The 16,778-nt window shown below is 56.9% G+C and carries 23 protein-coding genes and 1 other RNA gene; 20 read left to right on the top strand and 4 right to left on the bottom strand.

The genetic code is table 11. The features are described 5' to 3' along the window. Positions 1 to 36: 36 nt before the first annotated feature. The gene (locus GTP44_RS01190; RefSeq protein WP_161017982.1) at positions 37 to 1,188 is read right to left on the bottom strand and encodes a sensor histidine kinase; all 1,152 of its coding nucleotides are present in this window, start codon (positions 1,186 to 1,188) and stop codon (positions 37 to 39) included. After that, entirely contained in the window at positions 1,185 to 1,577 is a 393-nt protein-coding gene (locus GTP44_RS01185; RefSeq protein ID WP_161017981.1) for a response regulator, read from the bottom strand. The genes GTP44_RS01190 and GTP44_RS01185 overlap by 4 nt, the downstream gene beginning before the upstream one ends. A 340-nt stretch (positions 1,578 to 1,917) precedes the next feature. Here GTP44_RS01185 and GTP44_RS01180 point away from each other — a divergent pair, with 340 nt between their 5' ends. The 4 genes from GTP44_RS01180 (at position 1,918) to GTP44_RS01165 (ending at position 6,098) form a co-directional block, all read left to right on the top strand. Beyond that, the gene (locus GTP44_RS01180; RefSeq protein ID WP_161017980.1) at positions 1,918 to 2,133 is read left to right on the top strand and encodes a cold-shock protein; all 216 of its coding nucleotides are present in this window, start codon (positions 1,918 to 1,920) and stop codon (positions 2,131 to 2,133) included. Between the two features lie 281 nt (positions 2,134 to 2,414). Next, a complete protein-coding gene (locus tag GTP44_RS01175; protein ID WP_161018198.1) occupies positions 2,415 to 3,128 on the top strand; it encodes a Crp/Fnr family transcriptional regulator in 714 nt (237 codons plus the stop codon). Between the two features lie 61 nt (positions 3,129 to 3,189). Continuing rightward, positions 3,190 to 5,268, top strand: coding sequence for a PAS domain-containing hybrid sensor histidine kinase/response regulator (locus tag GTP44_RS01170; protein ID WP_202423935.1), 2,079 nt, complete (start codon positions 3,190 to 3,192; stop codon positions 5,266 to 5,268). Beyond that, the gene (locus tag GTP44_RS01165; RefSeq protein WP_161017978.1) at positions 5,265 to 6,098 is read left to right on the top strand and encodes a response regulator; all 834 of its coding nucleotides are present in this window, start codon (positions 5,265 to 5,267) and stop codon (positions 6,096 to 6,098) included. Before GTP44_RS01170 ends, GTP44_RS01165 begins: the two co-directional genes overlap by 4 nt. On the opposite strand, the gene tnpA is transcribed toward GTP44_RS01165, so the two are convergent. Then, the gene (tnpA, locus tag GTP44_RS28385) at positions 6,080 to 6,265 is read right to left on the bottom strand and encodes an IS66 family insertion sequence element accessory protein TnpA (protein WP_443093263.1); all 186 of its coding nucleotides are present in this window, start codon (positions 6,263 to 6,265) and stop codon (positions 6,080 to 6,082) included. The genes GTP44_RS01165 and tnpA overlap by 19 nt on opposite strands. A 1,019-nt stretch (positions 6,266 to 7,284) precedes the next feature. Next, a complete protein-coding gene (locus GTP44_RS01160; RefSeq protein WP_161017977.1) occupies positions 7,285 to 7,749 on the bottom strand; it encodes a hypothetical protein in 465 nt (154 codons plus the stop codon). A 198-nt stretch (positions 7,750 to 7,947) separates the two neighbouring features. Between GTP44_RS01160 and GTP44_RS01155 the strand changes: the two genes are divergently transcribed. The 16 genes from GTP44_RS01155 (at position 7,948) to GTP44_RS01080 (ending at position 16,774) form a co-directional block, all read left to right on the top strand. Then, positions 7,948 to 8,271 carry a helix-turn-helix domain-containing protein gene (locus GTP44_RS01155; protein WP_161017976.1) on the top strand — a complete coding sequence of 108 codons (324 nt, stop codon included), beginning with the start codon at positions 7,948 to 7,950 and terminating at the stop codon, positions 8,269 to 8,271. Between the two features lie 19 nt (positions 8,272 to 8,290). Further along, on the top strand, positions 8,291 to 10,438 hold the full coding sequence (locus tag GTP44_RS01150) for a Mu transposase C-terminal domain-containing protein (RefSeq protein ID WP_161017975.1): 2,148 nt from the start codon (positions 8,291 to 8,293) through the stop codon (positions 10,436 to 10,438). Positions 10,439 to 10,503: 65 nt separating this feature from the next. Continuing rightward, complete coding sequence (locus GTP44_RS01145; protein ID WP_202423934.1) at positions 10,504 to 11,226, top strand: AAA family ATPase; 723 nt, start codon at positions 10,504 to 10,506, stop codon at positions 11,224 to 11,226. A gap of 29 nt (positions 11,227 to 11,255) precedes the next feature. Continuing rightward, positions 11,256 to 11,900 (top strand): hypothetical protein, encoded by a 645-nt coding sequence (locus tag GTP44_RS01140; protein ID WP_161017973.1) that lies wholly within the window; start codon positions 11,256 to 11,258, stop codon positions 11,898 to 11,900. After that, entirely contained in the window at positions 11,887 to 12,228 is a 342-nt protein-coding gene (locus GTP44_RS01135) for an XRE family transcriptional regulator (RefSeq protein WP_161017972.1), read from the top strand. The genes GTP44_RS01140 and GTP44_RS01135 overlap by 14 nt, the downstream gene beginning before the upstream one ends. After that, a complete protein-coding gene (locus tag GTP44_RS01130; protein WP_161017971.1) occupies positions 12,225 to 12,452 on the top strand; it encodes a hypothetical protein in 228 nt (75 codons plus the stop codon). The genes GTP44_RS01135 and GTP44_RS01130 overlap by 4 nt, the downstream gene beginning before the upstream one ends. Beyond that, entirely contained in the window at positions 12,449 to 12,736 is a 288-nt protein-coding gene (locus tag GTP44_RS01125; protein ID WP_161017970.1) for a hypothetical protein, read from the top strand. The genes GTP44_RS01130 and GTP44_RS01125 overlap by 4 nt, the downstream gene beginning before the upstream one ends. Positions 12,737 to 12,774: 38 nt before the next feature. Beyond that, positions 12,775 to 13,404 (top strand): DUF3164 family protein, encoded by a 630-nt coding sequence (locus GTP44_RS01120; RefSeq protein ID WP_161017969.1) that lies wholly within the window; start codon positions 12,775 to 12,777, stop codon positions 13,402 to 13,404. Between the two features lie 30 nt (positions 13,405 to 13,434). Further along, positions 13,435 to 13,501: hammerhead ribozyme type II (locus GTP44_RS01115), an RNA gene on the top strand. Positions 13,502 to 13,507: 6 nt separating this feature from the next. Further along, positions 13,508 to 14,005 carry a hypothetical protein gene (locus GTP44_RS01110; protein WP_161017968.1) on the top strand — a complete coding sequence of 166 codons (498 nt, stop codon included), beginning with the start codon at positions 13,508 to 13,510 and terminating at the stop codon, positions 14,003 to 14,005. After that, the gene (locus GTP44_RS01105; RefSeq protein WP_161017967.1) at positions 13,974 to 14,402 is read left to right on the top strand and encodes a gp16 family protein; all 429 of its coding nucleotides are present in this window, start codon (positions 13,974 to 13,976) and stop codon (positions 14,400 to 14,402) included. The genes GTP44_RS01110 and GTP44_RS01105 overlap by 32 nt, the downstream gene beginning before the upstream one ends. A 15-nt stretch (positions 14,403 to 14,417) precedes the next feature. Beyond that, positions 14,418 to 14,849, top strand: coding sequence for a Mor transcription activator family protein (locus GTP44_RS01100; RefSeq protein WP_161017966.1), 432 nt, complete (start codon positions 14,418 to 14,420; stop codon positions 14,847 to 14,849). Between the two features lie 127 nt (positions 14,850 to 14,976). After that, positions 14,977 to 15,405 carry a putative holin gene (locus tag GTP44_RS01095; RefSeq protein WP_161017965.1) on the top strand — a complete coding sequence of 143 codons (429 nt, stop codon included), beginning with the start codon at positions 14,977 to 14,979 and terminating at the stop codon, positions 15,403 to 15,405. Further along, positions 15,405 to 16,049: a transglycosylase SLT domain-containing protein gene (locus GTP44_RS01090; RefSeq protein ID WP_161017964.1), complete on the top strand. Its 645-nt coding sequence runs from the start codon at positions 15,405 to 15,407 to the stop codon at positions 16,047 to 16,049. The genes GTP44_RS01095 and GTP44_RS01090 overlap by 1 nt, the downstream gene beginning before the upstream one ends. Then, the gene (locus GTP44_RS01085) at positions 16,046 to 16,462 is read left to right on the top strand and encodes a hypothetical protein (protein WP_161017963.1); all 417 of its coding nucleotides are present in this window, start codon (positions 16,046 to 16,048) and stop codon (positions 16,460 to 16,462) included. The genes GTP44_RS01090 and GTP44_RS01085 overlap by 4 nt, the downstream gene beginning before the upstream one ends. A 78-nt stretch (positions 16,463 to 16,540) precedes the next feature. Further along, positions 16,541 to 16,774, top strand: a complete 234-nt coding sequence (locus GTP44_RS01080; RefSeq protein ID WP_161017962.1) for a TraR/DksA C4-type zinc finger protein — start codon at positions 16,541 to 16,543, stop codon at positions 16,772 to 16,774. The last annotated feature ends 4 nt before the right edge of the window (positions 16,775 to 16,778 follow it).

Raw genomic sequence — 16,778 nt, 5'->3', positions numbered from 1 at the left:
AGCATCCGTAGAGGGGTGATTTTTGAAAATTTTCAACTAATCGTCGCTGCGACGATGCGGCGTCTGGCGTGGCAGGCGAATTGTAAAAGTGACGCCCTCATCGGCGTTGGAGGTGACTGAGATCTTGCCATCGTGGGCGCTGACGATTTCTTTCACGACGTAGAGTCCTAGGCCTAGGTTCTGCATGCGTGCCCCCACACGTTCACTGGCGGGACGAATGGCAAACCGTTTGATCGGGTCGAATAAGGTCCGCAGCTTAGTCGGCGAAAAAACCTCTGCAGCATTCTTGACTTCATACACCACCTCATCGTTGAGTCCGAAGATAACAACCTTGATGGTGCTTTCCGGCGTGCTGTGCTGGATAGCATTCGATATCAGGTTGGAGAACGCCTGCCCCATGCGCTGGCCGTCCCAGGCGCCGTTCAAGTCGCCCTCAGATTTCAGTTCAAACTGCCGGTCGGGATGGAAGGTTTTGGCCTCATCGATGGTGTGCTGGCATATCTCCAGCAGATCGACAGTACTTGGATCAATTGGGATGCCATCACCGAGGTGGGTGGTCGAGAAATCCAGCAAGTCGCGTACGATGGCGTCCATGCGCTTCGAACTGTTGAGAATGCGCAGGCCGACCTTGAGCGCCTTGGATGGCAAGGTCTGATCCATCAGCAGCACTTGCGCCCCCATGCTAACGGCCCCCAGCGGCGTGCGAACATCGTGCCCAAGAATGGCAAGGAAGAGGTTCTGTGCTTCCCGCAGCATGCGCGCATAGCGCGCCATCGACTCGGTCTGAGCCTGATCAATCGCTTCGTTGAAACGGATCATGTCCTGAATATCATCGGGCGTAGCGATCTCAGCATTTTTCGCCCAAAGTCGCAGCACGCTGGAGCGTAGCGCCCGGTATTCCGCCATCACCTGTTCGCCGGAAAATCCGGCGGCGACGCGCTCTTCGGCATGCAACTGTGCAGCAGTATTGCCGCTCAAAGCGCGATCCAGTCCTCTTGATTTCGCAATGCTCTGATGTTCGGCCTGGGGCGTTTCCAGATCTGTCGCGATAAACCGTAACACCGCTGCTGCATGGTCGCGCAGTTCAACTTTGGTAGCGTCTTCCAGCGGCGCCAGCGAAGCCGCAAACTCTTCCCATTCATTTAATATGGGCTCCAGATTTTCCCGGATGAAAGCCGACAATTTCATGGGGTGCCTCGTGCTGAACGATTTGCGGCAGACCCGGCCAGCTGCAACAGTCTGCTGACCTCTGACAGCAGCGCCTCGGCCAGGAACGGCTTGTTGATGAAGCCGTCGTAGCTATCGCCATGCGCAACCTGATTGCGCAAGGAACCACTCATCAGCAGAATCGGCAGCTCGCGCGTATCATGACGACTGCGCATTTGCTGGCTGAGTTCCAGGCCTGAGCGGCCAGGCAACACGCAGTCGGAAATCAACAGATCAGGCTTGCGTCCGGCAATTTTGACCAATGCATCTTCGGCACTGTGCGCCACTTGTACCTCAAAATTTGACGTCTCCAGCACCATCGAACAGGTTTCTGCCAGATCGAGGTCATCTTCCACGATTAAAATCATCATATATTTCTCCGGTGATTGCTTTTACACCGAAGAAAATGATCGGCTGGGGGAAAAGCAAGCCCCGCCGCAGTATCAAATAGTCGCCCCACCAGCTCTGTACGGCAGCGTACATTTCCGCCAGTAAATTAAGTTCTTGCAAAAAATAAATAAAAGATTAGGCAAACAAGGGCGTCGCATGTATATTGATTGCTGTACTTGCATCAAGTCGTAATCTTGTTGGTCTCAACTCCGCATGGCTGTTTTCAAAGTCGTTCAGTTTTTTCTCCTTCGGTTTTAATTTCTTGGTTTCAAGTGCTTTTTCGGCGATCTTGCCGGCATTCTTTTCACTGAAGGAAAATTCATGAGCATTCAACAAACAGGTATTGTCAAATGGTTTAACGACGCCAAGGGCTTCGGCTTTATTACCCCTGATGCAGGCGGCGCGGATCTGTTCGCGCACTTCCAGGACATCCAGTCCAACGGCTTCAAGAGCCTCTCCGAGAATCAGCGCGTGGCATATGACCGCAGCGTTGGTCCAAAAGGCGAGAAGGCAGCGAACATCCAAGTGGTGAACTAATATGTCACCCATGCCATGCTGCCCAGAGCACATGGCAGCGTGATTTCACCTCGCACGAGATTAAAGTTTGTCATGACACGATTCCAACCGGCTTTAGATACCTGGCAGATAGCCCTGATCTATGGAAAATGGTTTAGTCGATGTTCCTGTATTTTAATGGGTCTCGCAGAAGTCTCAGTACAATATTGACATGCTTATTTTAAAAGCCCGCGATTACGCGGGCTTTTTTTTCAGGACGACTATCGGGATCTTTCATGACGAAATATTCCTCGGAATATTACATGACACATTTGAATGCACCGCAGCGTAACTTTCTGTTGAAAGCCCTGCCAGCGGAAGATTTTTCGCGATTGCTGCCGCATCTGGAGCAAGTCTCTCTGCTGGTTGGCGATGCCTTGTATGAATCGGGCGACCGCCAACATTACGTCTATTTCCCCGTTAGCGCGGTTATCTCGCTGCATTACCTGCTTGAGAATGGCGGCTCTTCCGAAATAGCCGGCGTCGGCAATGAAGGCATGCTGGGCGTGGCGCTGATCATGGGCGGTAACTCGACGTCGAGCCGGGCCGTGGTGCAGGCCAGCGGCGCCGCCTATCGCCTGAGTGCCACCATCTTGCTGGAAGAGTTCGAGCGCAGTGGCGCCTTGCAACGGCTGCTGCTGCGCTACACGCAGGCCTTGCTGACCCAGATGTCGCAAACGGCGGTATGCAATCGGCACCATAGCGTGGAACAGCAGTTATGCCGGTGGTTGCTGCTGACCCTGGACCGCCTGTCGACCAACGAGCTGAAGATTACGCAGGAACTCATTTCCAATATGCTGGGTGTTCGCCGTGAGGGGGTGACGGTCGCAGCGGGGAATTTGCAGCGCAAGGGCTATATCAGCTATCGGCGCGGGCATATCACGGTGGTGGACCGCTGTGGTCTGGAAGACGATGTCTGCGAGTGCTATGACGTCGTCAAGCGCGAATTCGCGCGGCTACTGCCGTCCACCCCATGATTCCCTGTACCGCACAGCCCCCGGCCTGCAGGCCTATCCATCACTATCGAGCGAATGCGCAATGATCCCTACTCAGCAAACCGGTGCGTCCCACCCATCCTCGGCGTTGCAGACTGACGTGCTCCAGCGCGCCATCTTCAACAACGCCCACTTTTGTTATATCGCCACCGACGCGGCTGGCATTATCCAAATATTTAACGTCGGCGCCGAACGCATGCTGGGCTATAGCAGTGATGAGGTGGTGGCCGCTGTGACGCCGGATAATCTGGTTGATCCGCAGGAGATCGCCGCGCGCGAGCAGGCGCTGCGTGCGGCCTTGCGCAGCGCCTGCTGGCCCAACCTGCCGACGCTGCTGGTCAAGGCGGCACAAGGCGTGGAGGATGTTGTCGAGCTGACCTTTCTGTGCAAGAACGGCGATCGCCTGGCCGCCAGCGTGTCGGTCAGCGCACTTCGCGATGGCGCTGACGCGATCATCGGCTATCTGCTGATTGGTACGGATAACACGAAACGCAAGCTGGTGGAAGCTGAACAGGCCTTGCTGGACCAGCGCCTGCGCGACCAGCAATTTTATACGCGCAGCCTGATCGAATCGAATATCGACGCGCTGATGACCTGCGATCTGGACGGTGTCATCAGCGACGTCAATCATCAAATGGTGTTGCTGACCGGGTGTAGCCGAGAGCAGCTCATCGGCACGCCGTTCAAAACCTATTTTATCGACCCGGAGCGAGCGGAAGCGGCGATTCGCCAGGTACTACGCGAAGGCAAGGTGATGGACTTCGAACTGGTTGCCATCAGCCGCGACGGCGTGCACACGCCGGTCTCCTACAACGCCACCACCTATCACGACAGCGAAAGTCGCTTGCAGGGCGTGTTTGCTGCAGCCCGTAATATCGCGGAACGCAAACAGCTGGAAAAGGTGCTCCAGGAAAAGAATGTCGAGCTTGAACTGTCGCGCGCGGCGGCCGAGAAGGCTAACTTGGCCAAGTCGGAGTTCTTGTCGAACATGAGCCACGAGTTGCGCACCCCGCTCAACGCCGTCCTCGGGTTTGCACAGTTAATGGAAAGCGCCACGCCGCAACCGTCGCCGGCGCAAAAATTATCGATTGAGCAGATCCTCAAAGGCGGATGGTACCTGCTGCGCCTGATTAACGAGATACTTGACCTGGCGATGATCGAGTCCGGCAAACTAGCCATGGCGTTGGAGCCGATGTCCTTGACTGAAGTATTGAAGGATTGCCAGGTGATGATCGCGCCCCAGGCTGCCACCCGCAATATTGCCATCACGTTTGCGATGGGCGATGTACCGCACATCGTTTATGCCGACCGCACACGCATCAAGCAGGTCATGATCAATCTGCTGTCGAACGCGATCAAGTACAACCGTGACCATGGCCAGGCCAGCGTCCGTTGCGAGTTGGCGCCTGGTGGCCGGCTGCGCGTGAGCGTCTCCGATACCGGGGTCGGATTATCGTCCTTACAGATCAAGCAACTGTTTCAGCCCTTCAACCGCCTGGGGCAGGAGACCGGTAACACGGAAGGAACAGGAATAGGACTGGTGGTGACCAAGCAGTTGATCGAACTGATGGGCGGCACCATCGGCGTCGACAGCACGGTCGGTGTCGGCAGTACCTTCTGGTTCGAATTAACCACCGTCACCGATGACGGGCCTGCCTGGCATGAAGCGCAGGTCATGCCGGTCGCGCAGCTGAGCGGCGCGCCTCACGCCGCCATGCGTACCTTGCTTTACGTCGAAGACAACCAAGCCAATGTCAATCTGGTGGAACAGCTGATTGAGCGTCGCAGCGATTTGACTTTGCTGGTGGCATTGAATGGTGAAGCCGGCATCGAGATGGCCCGCGAGCGTCACCCTGACCTGATCCTGATGGACATCAATCTGCCTGGCATGAGTGGCCTCGACGCCCTGAAGATTTTGCGCGCCGACCAGCTGACCGCGCGCATCCCTGTGCTGGCGCTGTCTGCCAACGCCATTCAGCAAGATATCGAGCAGGGCCTGAGCGCTGGCTTCTTCCGCTATCTGACCAAACCTATCAAAATAGACGAGTTCATGTTGGCACTCGATATCGCACTCGATTTCGCGGCAAACCAGGCCTTGCAACCAATGGAGAAAGATTTATGATCACCGTACCCGACATGCTGAACGCCCATATCCTGATCGTCGATGATCAGGAGGCCAATGTCCTGTTGCTGTGCGAATTGCTGCGTCATGCTGGATACCAGCACGTCAGTAGCACGATGGATCCGACCGCCGTCGTCAAGCTGCACGCCCAGCGCCGCTACGACCTGATACTGCTCGACCTGCAAATGCCGGTGATGGATGGTTTTGCAGTCATGCAGCAGTTGCTGGCCACTGAGCCGAGCGGCTACCTGCCGGTACTGGTTTTGACGGCACAACCGAATCACAAGCTGCGGGCGCTGCAAGCCGGCGCCAGGGATTTCATCAGCAAGCCGTTCGATTTGGTCGAAGTCGAAACCCGCATTCGCAATATGCTGGAGCTCCGGCTTCTCTACCAGCGCCTGGAACAGCACAATGTGCTGCTGGAGCAGACCGTGGCGCAACGCACCGCCGAGCTGAGGGAAAGTGAGGCGCGTTTCAAGAGTTTTACCGAGTTGTCATCCGACTGGTATTGGGAGCAGGACGCCGATGGCAGGTTCACCAACATGTGCGGCCCCGTGCTCGAAATGCTGGACCTGATGCTGGGCGAAGACGGCGTGACAGTCGTCGCGAAGCCGGGGCTCAGTTGGGAAGCGGAACAGCGCAAGGAACTCGATCGCCTGATCGCAGGGCGTGAACCCTTTATCGATTTCATTTATCACCGCACGCAAGTGAATGGTGAGCGGCAGTACTTGCAAGTGAGCGGTGAACCCCGATTCGATGAGGCCGGCCGCTTCATCGGTTATCGGGGTATCGGCATCGATATCACCGAGCGTCACGCTGGTTCGCAATAAAGATTGAGCCCAGGCGTGGCCGGCGACCGGGTCAGTCGGCGAACCCAGTAACCCACCTGTCGTATTGGATAGCCCTCTTGCAGGGCGAAGGCGCGCTGCGACAGTCCGCTTGCTCGCCAGTGCTCAACACGCTCTTGCCAAACCGCTTCGCGTTCGGTGTTCACCATCCTCATCTCCAAGTAAAAATTCGGAGTGTGGCCTGGAGCTTCAAGGATTCATAGGTGGGTGCGCTGGACGCTTACCACCAACCGGTAGAAGGTCCTCGAACATCGCCATCTGTTTCTGATCCTTGCTACGCAAAGCAGCGATCGCCGGCTGTAGCAGGGCCTCATTGAAGCTGGACCGGTTCCATCTTGTCGACAGGGAGCTCCGCGACGGCTATGGCCTCATTCTTGATTGAGTCTAATAATTCCACGGTAGCGCCTCCTAAATAGACCGACGACGCGTCAATTCGATGTTTGTGCGAACAGGCTCAGATTGGACGGACGCAGTCCCCCCGTTTGTTACATATATTCCACAATTCAATTTCGACTTCACTCAGCTTGGCACCCACGCTCTCGCACGCACCCCGCGCGGTGTGGGGATTCCACAGAAATGAAAACGCCGACTGAGGTAGCATCGCCTAGCGTGCACGCAGCTACCACCAAGAATAGACCAGACTGACTGGGATGAAGTTGCCCGCGTCGCGTGCGGCTTTTAAGTCCTTCAAGATTCTTTCACCAGGCTTACCAAAGGGAGCGCAAATCAGTGCCAAATTGTGAGGGAGTGATTGTTTTGACACCCGAAGATCAACGAGAGTTTGGGCCAGAAACCCAGTAACCATGCGGCTCCCGGCCCCTTTTCCTTACTCAACACGTTTTGGCACGGATTGCTCAAAACCGAGTGAATTGTGCGCACTATTGCGCTTTTTTTGACACCTCTCCGATACCTTACTGCCGAATGACGCCTCGTCTGGTAAATCGGCTCGTTCGCACTTGCCCGACGTTGTCCAGCAGACAAACAGGTAAACCAAGCTTTCTTTGCCTGCTGCGTCCCATACGTGACGGCGTCATCCATCATGCTCATCAGCAAATCTAAGGCATTCTCTACGTTCTGAGGTGTTTTCATTGCAATAATCATTTTCTTAAAGCAATTATTTTAGCAATGAAACCTAAAGTCCACTTTTCAATTCTCACCAATTATCACATCACCCTAACGCACGTAGCACAACGTCTATTGCCGCATCGCCTGCGTTCTCTGATTTAGATAGGAATTCGTAAAGCACGGCTATGACGGCTGGACGTCGCTCGGGATCAATCTTTGCATCCCTGGTCTGCTCCCACTTGTCAACAGCCTTGATAGCCAGCTCTAGCTGGAGCACGTTCACCTGCCCAGTTCCACCCGCGATAGTGCCAGCGAGTGATTTGGCGGGCGGTTGAGCGGCTTTTGCAGGCAATCCCGAGGATTCGCCTTCTTCACCTGTTTGCCACCACGCAACGCTTTTCCCGGTAGCCTCGGCCAGTTTGGTCAGCGTCCGCCGGATGGGCTGGTAATCCTCACCACCCCTAATAACCGCCGTCACCAAGTCCTTAGGAAGGCCCATCGTGGCAGCCCAGGCATACGGACGCTCGCCCGCCTCTTTCAAAAACCGCTCTCGGAAATTCTCTGGCATACGGAAACAACCCTATTCGCTAAGTTGCTTCCTCTGGATGAGGAGGCAACACAAAGAAACAACCAACAAACAACCCAATAAAATCAATAGCTTATCGTAAACACTGAATTTTAAGTTGTTTTTCAGGTTGTTTTCTATTGCAAGAAACAACTAATCAACCTAAAATGCACCCACTTACTTACCGCGAAGGGTTAGCAAATGAGTGTAGTCACATCATCAAAAAAATCCGCACGAGCCGACTGGCACCGGGCGGACGTAATCGCAGCGTTACACAAAAACGGCTGGTCTATGCGTGGATTATCTCGCGCAAATGGCTTGAGCGAGCACACCTTAAAAACAGCTCTTACTGCCCCTTACCCCAAAGCTGAACGAATCATCGCCGCAGCAATTGGCAAGGAGGCGGAAGAAATCTGGCCAGAACGTTATGCGAAACGTAATTTTACGCCGGTTATCTCTGTGATTGCCAACTTTCCGAACAAATTAGCAACTTCTGCAACCCTGGAATCTGTTGCATCCAACTAAATGCCCCCCCAAGAACAACATGAATGCAGTCATCTTGAAATCGCATTACGACGCCGAGACCTTGGCGAGCATGGCAATTGATGGCCTCCCGACTACTCGCGCCGCTGTATTTAAGCGAGCTAAATCCGAAGGGTGGAAATTCATCGAAGTGCCGGGCAAAGGTGGTCGCGGAGGACTGCGTAAGGAGTATCTGCCGCCAGCAAAAATCATGGAGGCGATCCGCCACAAAGCTGCGCAGAAAGCTGTAGCGGTGGTCGAGCCGCGCCGAGTAAAAGTCGGGCCAGAAAACCAGATTCCGCTGATCGAGACCGAAACCCAGGCTCTCAAGGCCGATGCACGCAAAGGCGTACTGCTTGCCCTGCAAACGCTGATGAATCTATCCGGTTATCCCTTGAAAAAGGCCGCTCGCACCCTGGTTGAAATGGCCCGCGAAGGTCAAGCCAATCCTCAGCTGGTCGCCATGCTCAAGATGGCCCGCGATGAGCGCGGCCGCCCCAGCGCCGATGGTCTGCCGTCCGAGCGCAGCATCCTGCGCTTCGTGGAGTACGACCGTGCAGGCATGCTGGCCCCGAAAAAGAAAGAACGGGATATGAGCGTGCCGGACTGGGCGCCGACCTTCCTGGGGTACTTCCAGCGCCCGGAAAAACCTACCGTAGAGCATGCCTACAGGCAGTTTGCTACCGAATGGGCAGCCAAGCAGATGGCCACGACGCCAAGTATTTGGCAGGTTCGCCGCTTCCTGGACAAGGTCGGCAAGGTCACGCTTGAAATGGGCCGCATGGGGTCGAACGAGATCAAGTCGATCAAGCCATTTATCCGGCGCACGTTCGACACGCTGCTGCCCAGCGACGTCTACACCGCCGATGGTCACCGCTTCGACGCCGAAGTACAGCACCCGCTGCACGGCCAGCCATTTAGGCCAGAAATTACCTCTGTGCTTGACGTGGCGACGCGCCGCGCTGTGGGCTGGTCCGTAGGCCTCGCTGAAAGCGCCTTCGCCGTGCTGGACGCGCTGCGTAACGCGGTGATTAACGGCGGCATCCCAGCCATCCTGTATGTGGACAACGGCTCGGGCTACAAGAATGAGCTGATGACCGACACCGGCACCGGCCTGATGGCTCGCCTGGGCACTGAAATGATTAACAGCTTGCCGTACAACTCCCAGGCACGCGGCATCATCGAACGGTCACACCAGACGATCTGGGTCAACGCGGCCAAGCAGCTGCCTGGCTATATCGGCCACGACATGGACCGCCAGGCGAAGCTGGGCACGTTCAAGCTGTCCCGCAAGGCGATCAAGGCGCAGAAGAACGGCGAGGCGGTGGCGATGCCGCTGATCGGCTGGCCCGGCTTTGTCGAATTCTGCCAACAGAAGGTCGATGAATACAACAACAGTCCGCATCGGTCGCTGGCCAAGATCACCGATCCCGCAACAGGCCGTCGGCGGCACATGACGCCGAACGAGGCTTGGGAGCTGGCAGTTGCAAAAGGTTTTGTCCCGCACACGGTTTCGGACGATGAGCTGCGGCCCCTATTCCGTCCACAGGTGTTGCGCACCATCCATCGGGGCGAAATTGAGGTGTTCGGGAATCGCTATTTCTCGAAGTACCTGGAGGAATTCCACACCGATCAGATGCGTGTTGGCTACGACATTCACGATCCAGAAAAGGTATGGGTGTATGACCCCGACGGGCGCTTCATCTGCACCGCCGAACTAAACGGTAACAGCCGCGAATACATGCCTCAGTCCGTAATGGATCGCGGGCGGGACAAGCGGCTTGACGCGAAGATCAAGCGCCTTGATGTCAAGCGTGATGCCGCGATCAGCGAACGCCGTGGCGCGCCTGCATTAGAGCACATGGAAAGCGTCCATATCCCAGGCTTCATCAACATGACCCGCGACGAACTGGCGCTGCGCGCCCGCGATGCGATCCCGGCCGAAGTCAAGGATGTGGAAGTCATCGACGTGCCACTGACTACGGCCCAGCCGGTCGTGCCCGATGAGCAGGAATGGAGCGTGCCAAACACCCCGCAAGAACGATGGGACGAATGGCAGCGAATGGAATTTGAAGGAGCACAGCAGGACCGCAGTGATAAGCAAAAGAAATGGCGGCAGACATATCAAGCCACCGCCGAATTCCGTATGTACCAGCGCAAGAGCGCATAACAACCAGGCACCGCTGCAACGGTGCCGCCAACAAAGGAAGACGAAGTATGACGACTATCAATCACATGGTCAATCGCACGGCCCGCATCTCTAACCTCGATCTGGTGGCCATCGCTGCTGAAAAGCTCATCAGCCGCGTGGATGGCCTCCCAGGCATCGGCGTCATCTACGGTGAGGCTGGGCGTGGCAAGACCATCGCCTGCTCGGCACTGGCCAACCAGGCACGCGGTTACTACGTGCAAATGCGCAGCGCCTGGAATCGTAAGACCATGCTGGAGAAAATCCTCTTTGAAATGGGCATCAAGCCGATGAGCACCATTGCAAGCATGCTAGACCAAATCTGCGAACAGATCGCCGCCAGCCGCCGCCCGCTGATTATCGATGAGTTCGACTTCTGCCTGCGCTCGGACAACATGGTGGAGCTGGTGCGCGATATCTACGAAGGCAGCCAGGGCACGCTGATCCTGGTCGGCGAAGAAATGCTGCCGCACAAGCTCAAGAAATGGGAGCGCTTTCATAGCCGCGTCATGGCGTGGATTCCCGCGATGCCCGTGTCCGTCTCGGATGCGCAGAAGCTCGCACCGATCTATTGCCCTGACGTCGAAATCTCCGCCGATTTGCTGGAACACATCGTCCAGCTGGCCAACGGCTCTGTGCGCCGCGTATGCGTCAACCTCACACTGATTCACGAGCAGGCCATGATTAGCGCCGAAACCAGCATGACCCTGAAAGCCTGGGGCGAGCGTGACCTCTATACCGGCGAAGCACCGAAGCGCCGCGCAGCATAAGAAAAACGAAGAAGAAAGATAACGAGTAAATGGCATCAACCAAAACTAAACGCAAGCCGATCAACGCAGAACAGGTCGGCGGCAAAGGCTCGCGTCAGCGAGCTTGGGAAATGATTCGTAAGTTTGGAATGGAAACACCTTTCACCACCGCGAAACTGAGCATCAAAACCAACATCAACGAAGCGACACTGAACACCTATCTGCGCTCCCTGGAACTGGGCGGCTTTCTCGCTGGCGAGATGCTGACCAACACACCGGTCGCCGCGAAGAAGCAATGGAAGCTGGTCCGTGACAACGGCATCGAAGCTCCACGCCTGACCCGCGATGGCAAGCCACTGCTGCAAGGCATGGGCACTGAGGCACTTTGGCGCTCAATGCGCATCATCGGCGAGTTCAACTACCGCGAACTGGCTGCCCACGCCAGCACGTCCGGCACCGAAGTCAAGGACGGCACTGCCAAGGCATACGTTGGCGCGCTGTTCCAGGCAGGCTATCTCACGCTGACCAAAGAAGCGCAGAACGCCCGCCAGGGCAGCATTGCACGCTATCGCCTGGCCGCAGGCAAATACACCGGACCACGTCCACCAATGATCCAGCGCACGAAAAGCGTGTATGACCCCAATTTGAATGAGGTTGTCTGGGAAGAACAGGAGAAGAACCATGACGACCTCTGAACCGCGCTGGCTCCAGCTCCTGCGCACTGAAGCCGCCAAGACAAGCATCGGCCGCGCTGCTGTCCGCGTGAACTACTCGCGCACTTCGGTCAGCCTGGCGCTGGCTGGCAAGTACACAGGGGACTTGGCCAAGATGGAGCGCGAGGTACTCGCCGTCTTGGAACTGCCCATGTCCATCGCCTGCCCGTATCTGGCGCTGAAGTTGCCGACCGCTATGTGCCACGATTTTTCTACCAGGCGCGCGCCGACGCATAACCCTGTCGCCATGCAGCACTGGCGTGCGTGCCAGCAGTGCCAATACAAACGCAAAGACGAGGAACAAGTATGAACAAGCTGCACCGCATGTACGTAAAAGCGCGAATCGCCCTGGTGCATTGGGAGCTGCGCCGCCTGGAGGCGCATCGCCGCCGCACTGTCGCCGAGTTCATGCTCGCGGTTGATGATGGTCGGCACACCGCACAGGAGCTGCACTTCATGCGCGGGCAGTACATCGCCCGCCGCAAAGCTGAACTGGAGAACACACTGCGTCAACTTAAAAAGGAACTGCAATGAAGAACTGGAAAGACGAACTCGCCGCAAAACTGGAAGCTGGCCAGAAGCCAACCTACGAGCAACTGGAGGCTGCGTTGCACGGCGCGCTGGTCGAGCGCAACACGATGGAACAGACCGTCTGCGATATGGCGCGCTGGCTGAGCCGCATCACGGTAGCGCACCTTGATGGCGATGGCAGCCGACTGCCTGGCGTAGTGAGCGAGTTCATCGCCGAGCGCGTCAAGATCAAGGTTGAAGATAACGCAGCAGACGCGCCTGCCGCACCGGCTCCAGCCACTCACTGATTCACCACATAGATTTTTCAACCCGTAGAAGGAAACGCATGAACGCAACCGCACAACAACTCGACGTGCCGGAAGGCTTCCGCAAGAACGCACAAGGCCACCTGATCCCGGTGGACACCATCAAACCTATCGATCTTGCACGCGACAGCCTGGTGCAGGAATTGATTGAAGGCGCGAAGGCGCAGAACAAGGCACTGGCGCAGTTCAAGGCCGGTGTGTTCGCCGATGTGGCCGCCTTCGTGACGCTGTCGGCCGAGCAGTATGAAGCCAAGCTTGGCGGCAAGAAAGGCAACGTCACCCTGGTGTCGTTCGACGGCCGTTACAAGGTCAATGTCGCCACTGCTGAAAACATCACATTCGATGAACGCCTGCAAGCGGCGAAGGGCCTGATTGACGAGTGCATCCATGACTGGAGCCGTGACAGCGGCCCTGAAATCAAGGTCATCGTCCAGCAGGCATTCGACACCGATAAGGAAGGCAACATCAGCACCGGTCGCATCCTTGGCCTGCGCCGTCTGGATATCAAAGACGAGCGCTGGCAGCGTGCCATGCAGGCCATCGGCGAATCGGTGCAAGTGATCGGCACCAGCCAGTATGTGCGCTTCTATGAGCGCGTCGGCAGCACCGACCAGTATCAGCCCATTTCCCTGGACGTGGCCAAGGTTTAACAGCGCCCCGTCCGACGATTAACTTTCCATAAGCGAAACTGGCCTTAACGGGCCAGTCTGCCAGGCGGGGTTGCCTGGTACTGATGAGCAACCAAGAGGAAATATGAAGTTAAGCAAGCAACAGAAGGAAGACCTGATAAAAGAATTGTCGCTCCCTTGGGGGAGCGTGAATCTGATGTGTGACGGTTATCTGGTATCGCTGAACGTGGAGCGTAAAACCGCGATGACGTTTCGCGTCTATACCTACGTCAACGGCCTGATGAAAGCGGCATGGGTTATCGGCAGCAATCCAGCGCCTGAACAGAAATTCCTGCGCCAATCCGTTCGCCCAAACCTGTCGCCAGCAAAGCGCAGCAAGATGGAAAAGGCACTGGGGAAACGACATGTGAGCAAAGACCCGTACTTTAGCGGTTCCTACACTATCTATCTGCCGGACTGGAGCACAGGCAAGGCCGCTATCAATCATCTGTGCAAGGTCTGCGAATCCATCACCATCCCAAGCAAGGCCGAGGCACAGGCAATTATTGAGGCAGGTGCTGCCGCCGCAAAACAGTCCAAAGAGAGCAAGCATGAGAGCGAAGAACAGCGAGCAGCAGCGTAAAGCTGACCTGGCATTGATCCACGTGGCCAAGAAGGCGCTCCAGCTGGACGACGACGCCTACCGGGCCATCCTGGTGAACGTCACCGGCAAGTCCAGCTCGGCCAGTCTCAACACCGATGAGCGCCAGGCTGTACTGGATCGGTTCAAAAAAGTGGGGTTCAAGATCGAGAAGAACAACGCCGGACGGACAAAGCCAAAAGCCGCGCCGCAACGCGCCCAGCTGGTCAACAAGATCGAGGCCCAGCTCGCAGATGCTAAGCGGCCGTGGGCCTATGCCGATGGCATGGCCAAGCGCATTTGCGGCATTGAGCGTATCGAGTTCTGCCAGTCGGAACACCTCGTCAAAATCATTGCGGCGCTGAGCTACGACGCGAAGCGCCGCCAGGCTAAACAATAGGAAGTGACAAAAGCGATGCAAACAGACCTTTCCCATCTGCCGACCACCGCGCAAAAGCTGGTTGCGGTGATCGGCCTGCCTTGCGCGCTGCGCCTGCTTGATGCTTACGGCGGGCGCACAGTCAACCTCTACAACAGCGAGAACAGCATGGAAAAAATGTCTCTGTCCATTGGGCGTGAGGCTGCTGAAAAGCTGTTCAAGTTTTACGGCAATGTGCCCTTCACGGTGCCTACCTGCCAGAAGGCGATGAAGCTGGTCCGCAACAAGGAAGTGCTGGCGGAGTTCGACAAGCTGACAGCTGGCCCTGACGGCATGTCGGCCCGTCAGGCGGTGGCGCAGATTACGCGCCTATTTACGCCGTACCTGCATGAGCGTACCATCTGGCGGATTCTGAAAACCACGGGCGACGTCGAAGAAGTTGACCCGCGCCAGATGAGCCTGATCTAGTCCCTTTCCGCACTCCCTCCGCCCAAGGTGCTGACACCCGTCAACCTTGGGACACCTCTCCCCAAAACGTAAAGTCCCCCTAACGGCCGATATCGGCCGATGTTCATAACATCACCAAGGGGGATTGATGAAATTTTTGTACCGAGTCGGCCAGGCGCTGCAATGCGCTGGCCGTGCACTGATTAAATTCGGCACCTTCTGCAAGTGGCTCGTTTTCGGCGGCGCAGTCCTGCTGTACTTCCTGCTGCATGTGACCATCACCGCGACCAAAGAGGTCGTCAGTCATACGCGTGAAGTGGTGCGAATGATTGAATGGCTGCTCGTTGCAGCGCTGTTCTACTGGCTGGCCACGCAACTGCCCATCACCGGTCATCTGGCAGCGATTCAAACGCTGCTGTGGAAACTCGGTCATGTGACCCTCGGCGGCTTTATCGGCTACTGGCTCGACCGAATGGCCTTCCGTGACCGCATGGATTACGGCACGCCACCGATGCTCATGATGCGCCGCGCCGTCATCATGGCTGCATCCATGTTCACCCTGGGCACGGGGCTGTGATGAACAAGCTGCGCTGGCCTGACTACCTCCTGATCTGGTTGACGCCCAAACTGCTGGTGCTGACCGTAGGCGCTGCCATTGCAGTGGCGTGTACCGGCGCTCAGGCAGTCGATGTGTGCGACCAGTACAGGTCAATGCTGATCCGCGAGGCGCAAGCCGTCCACGGCATCAACGCGCCTATCCCGATGTTCGCTGGCCAGATGAAGCAGGAGAGCAGCTGCCGTGCCTCCGTTACCGCCTGGGACAACGGCCGTGGATTGGCCCAGTTCATGGATAGCACCAGCGAACAGGTGGCGCGCAGCTTCCCGGAGCTGGTTCCCGTCGATCCGTACTCACCGCGCTGGTCGATTCGCGCTCTTGTGCGATACGACGGCTGGCTCTATGCGCGTGTCAAGGGCGATACCGATTGCGAGCGCTGGGCCGCCGCATTGAAGGGCTACAACGCCGGACTGGGCTATGTACAGCGCGCACAGCGCACTTCCAGCAAACCCGGTATGTGGTTCGGCCAAACCGAAAACATCAATGCCGGGCAGAGTGACAAAAACTTCGCCTATTCCCGCCGCTATCCCCGCGTCATCCTGTTCACCCATCAGCCTCTTTATGCGACGTGGGGCAAGTCGGTCTGCCTGGAGAGCCCCTTATGACTACAAGCGGAAAAATTGCCGCCTTCCTCGCCTGGACCGTCGCGGTCGGTACTGGCGCATTCATCGGCGGCATCGTCGTGACGAACGACGCCTGGCAGGCAAAAGCGGTCAAGACCGAACGTAAGGCAGGCGAAAAACTCGCCCGCAAGAACGTCAAGGCCACGGCGGTGGGGGTGCGCACCGAGCAGGCCCAGGACAAGACCGATCAACTCTTTCAGACCATCAAAGCCGAATATGAAACTGACCAGCAGAACAATCCTGCCATTGGCTGCGTGCTTGATCCTGTCAGCCTGCGCCGGTGGAATGCCGCAAACGCAGGATCAGACGGCGCAGCCAGCGGCGAACCTGATGACGAAGTGCCCGAAGCTGCCACCAGCGAAGGCGGGCCAGAACGCGGTGAACAACCACATTGACGTGGCCCGCCTGTACCAGCGCTGCGCCAACAAAGTGAGCGGCTGGATCGACTGGTACACCGACACGGGGAATACGAAGTGACCGACCTGTATGACCGCGCCACGATGGTGGAGGAACTGGACCGCGAAGCGGCCATCCTACGCCAGCGCCAACAAGCGCAAGCACCGGCCGTTGCCGCTGGTGTCGTCCACGATTGCGTGGACTGTGGCGAGCCGATTCCGGCAAAGCGACGCAAGGCCGTCCACGGCTGCACGCGCTGCATCGTCTGCGCTAAAGACAACGAACGCCAGATGAAACTGGCACACCGCTAACCCT

It is taken from the genome of Duganella lactea, from assembly GCF_009857505.1.
GTDB classification, from domain to species: Bacteria; Pseudomonadota; Gammaproteobacteria; order Burkholderiales; family Burkholderiaceae_D; genus Rugamonas; species Rugamonas lactea.
This window is presented reverse-complemented; position numbering and strand designations above follow the sequence as displayed.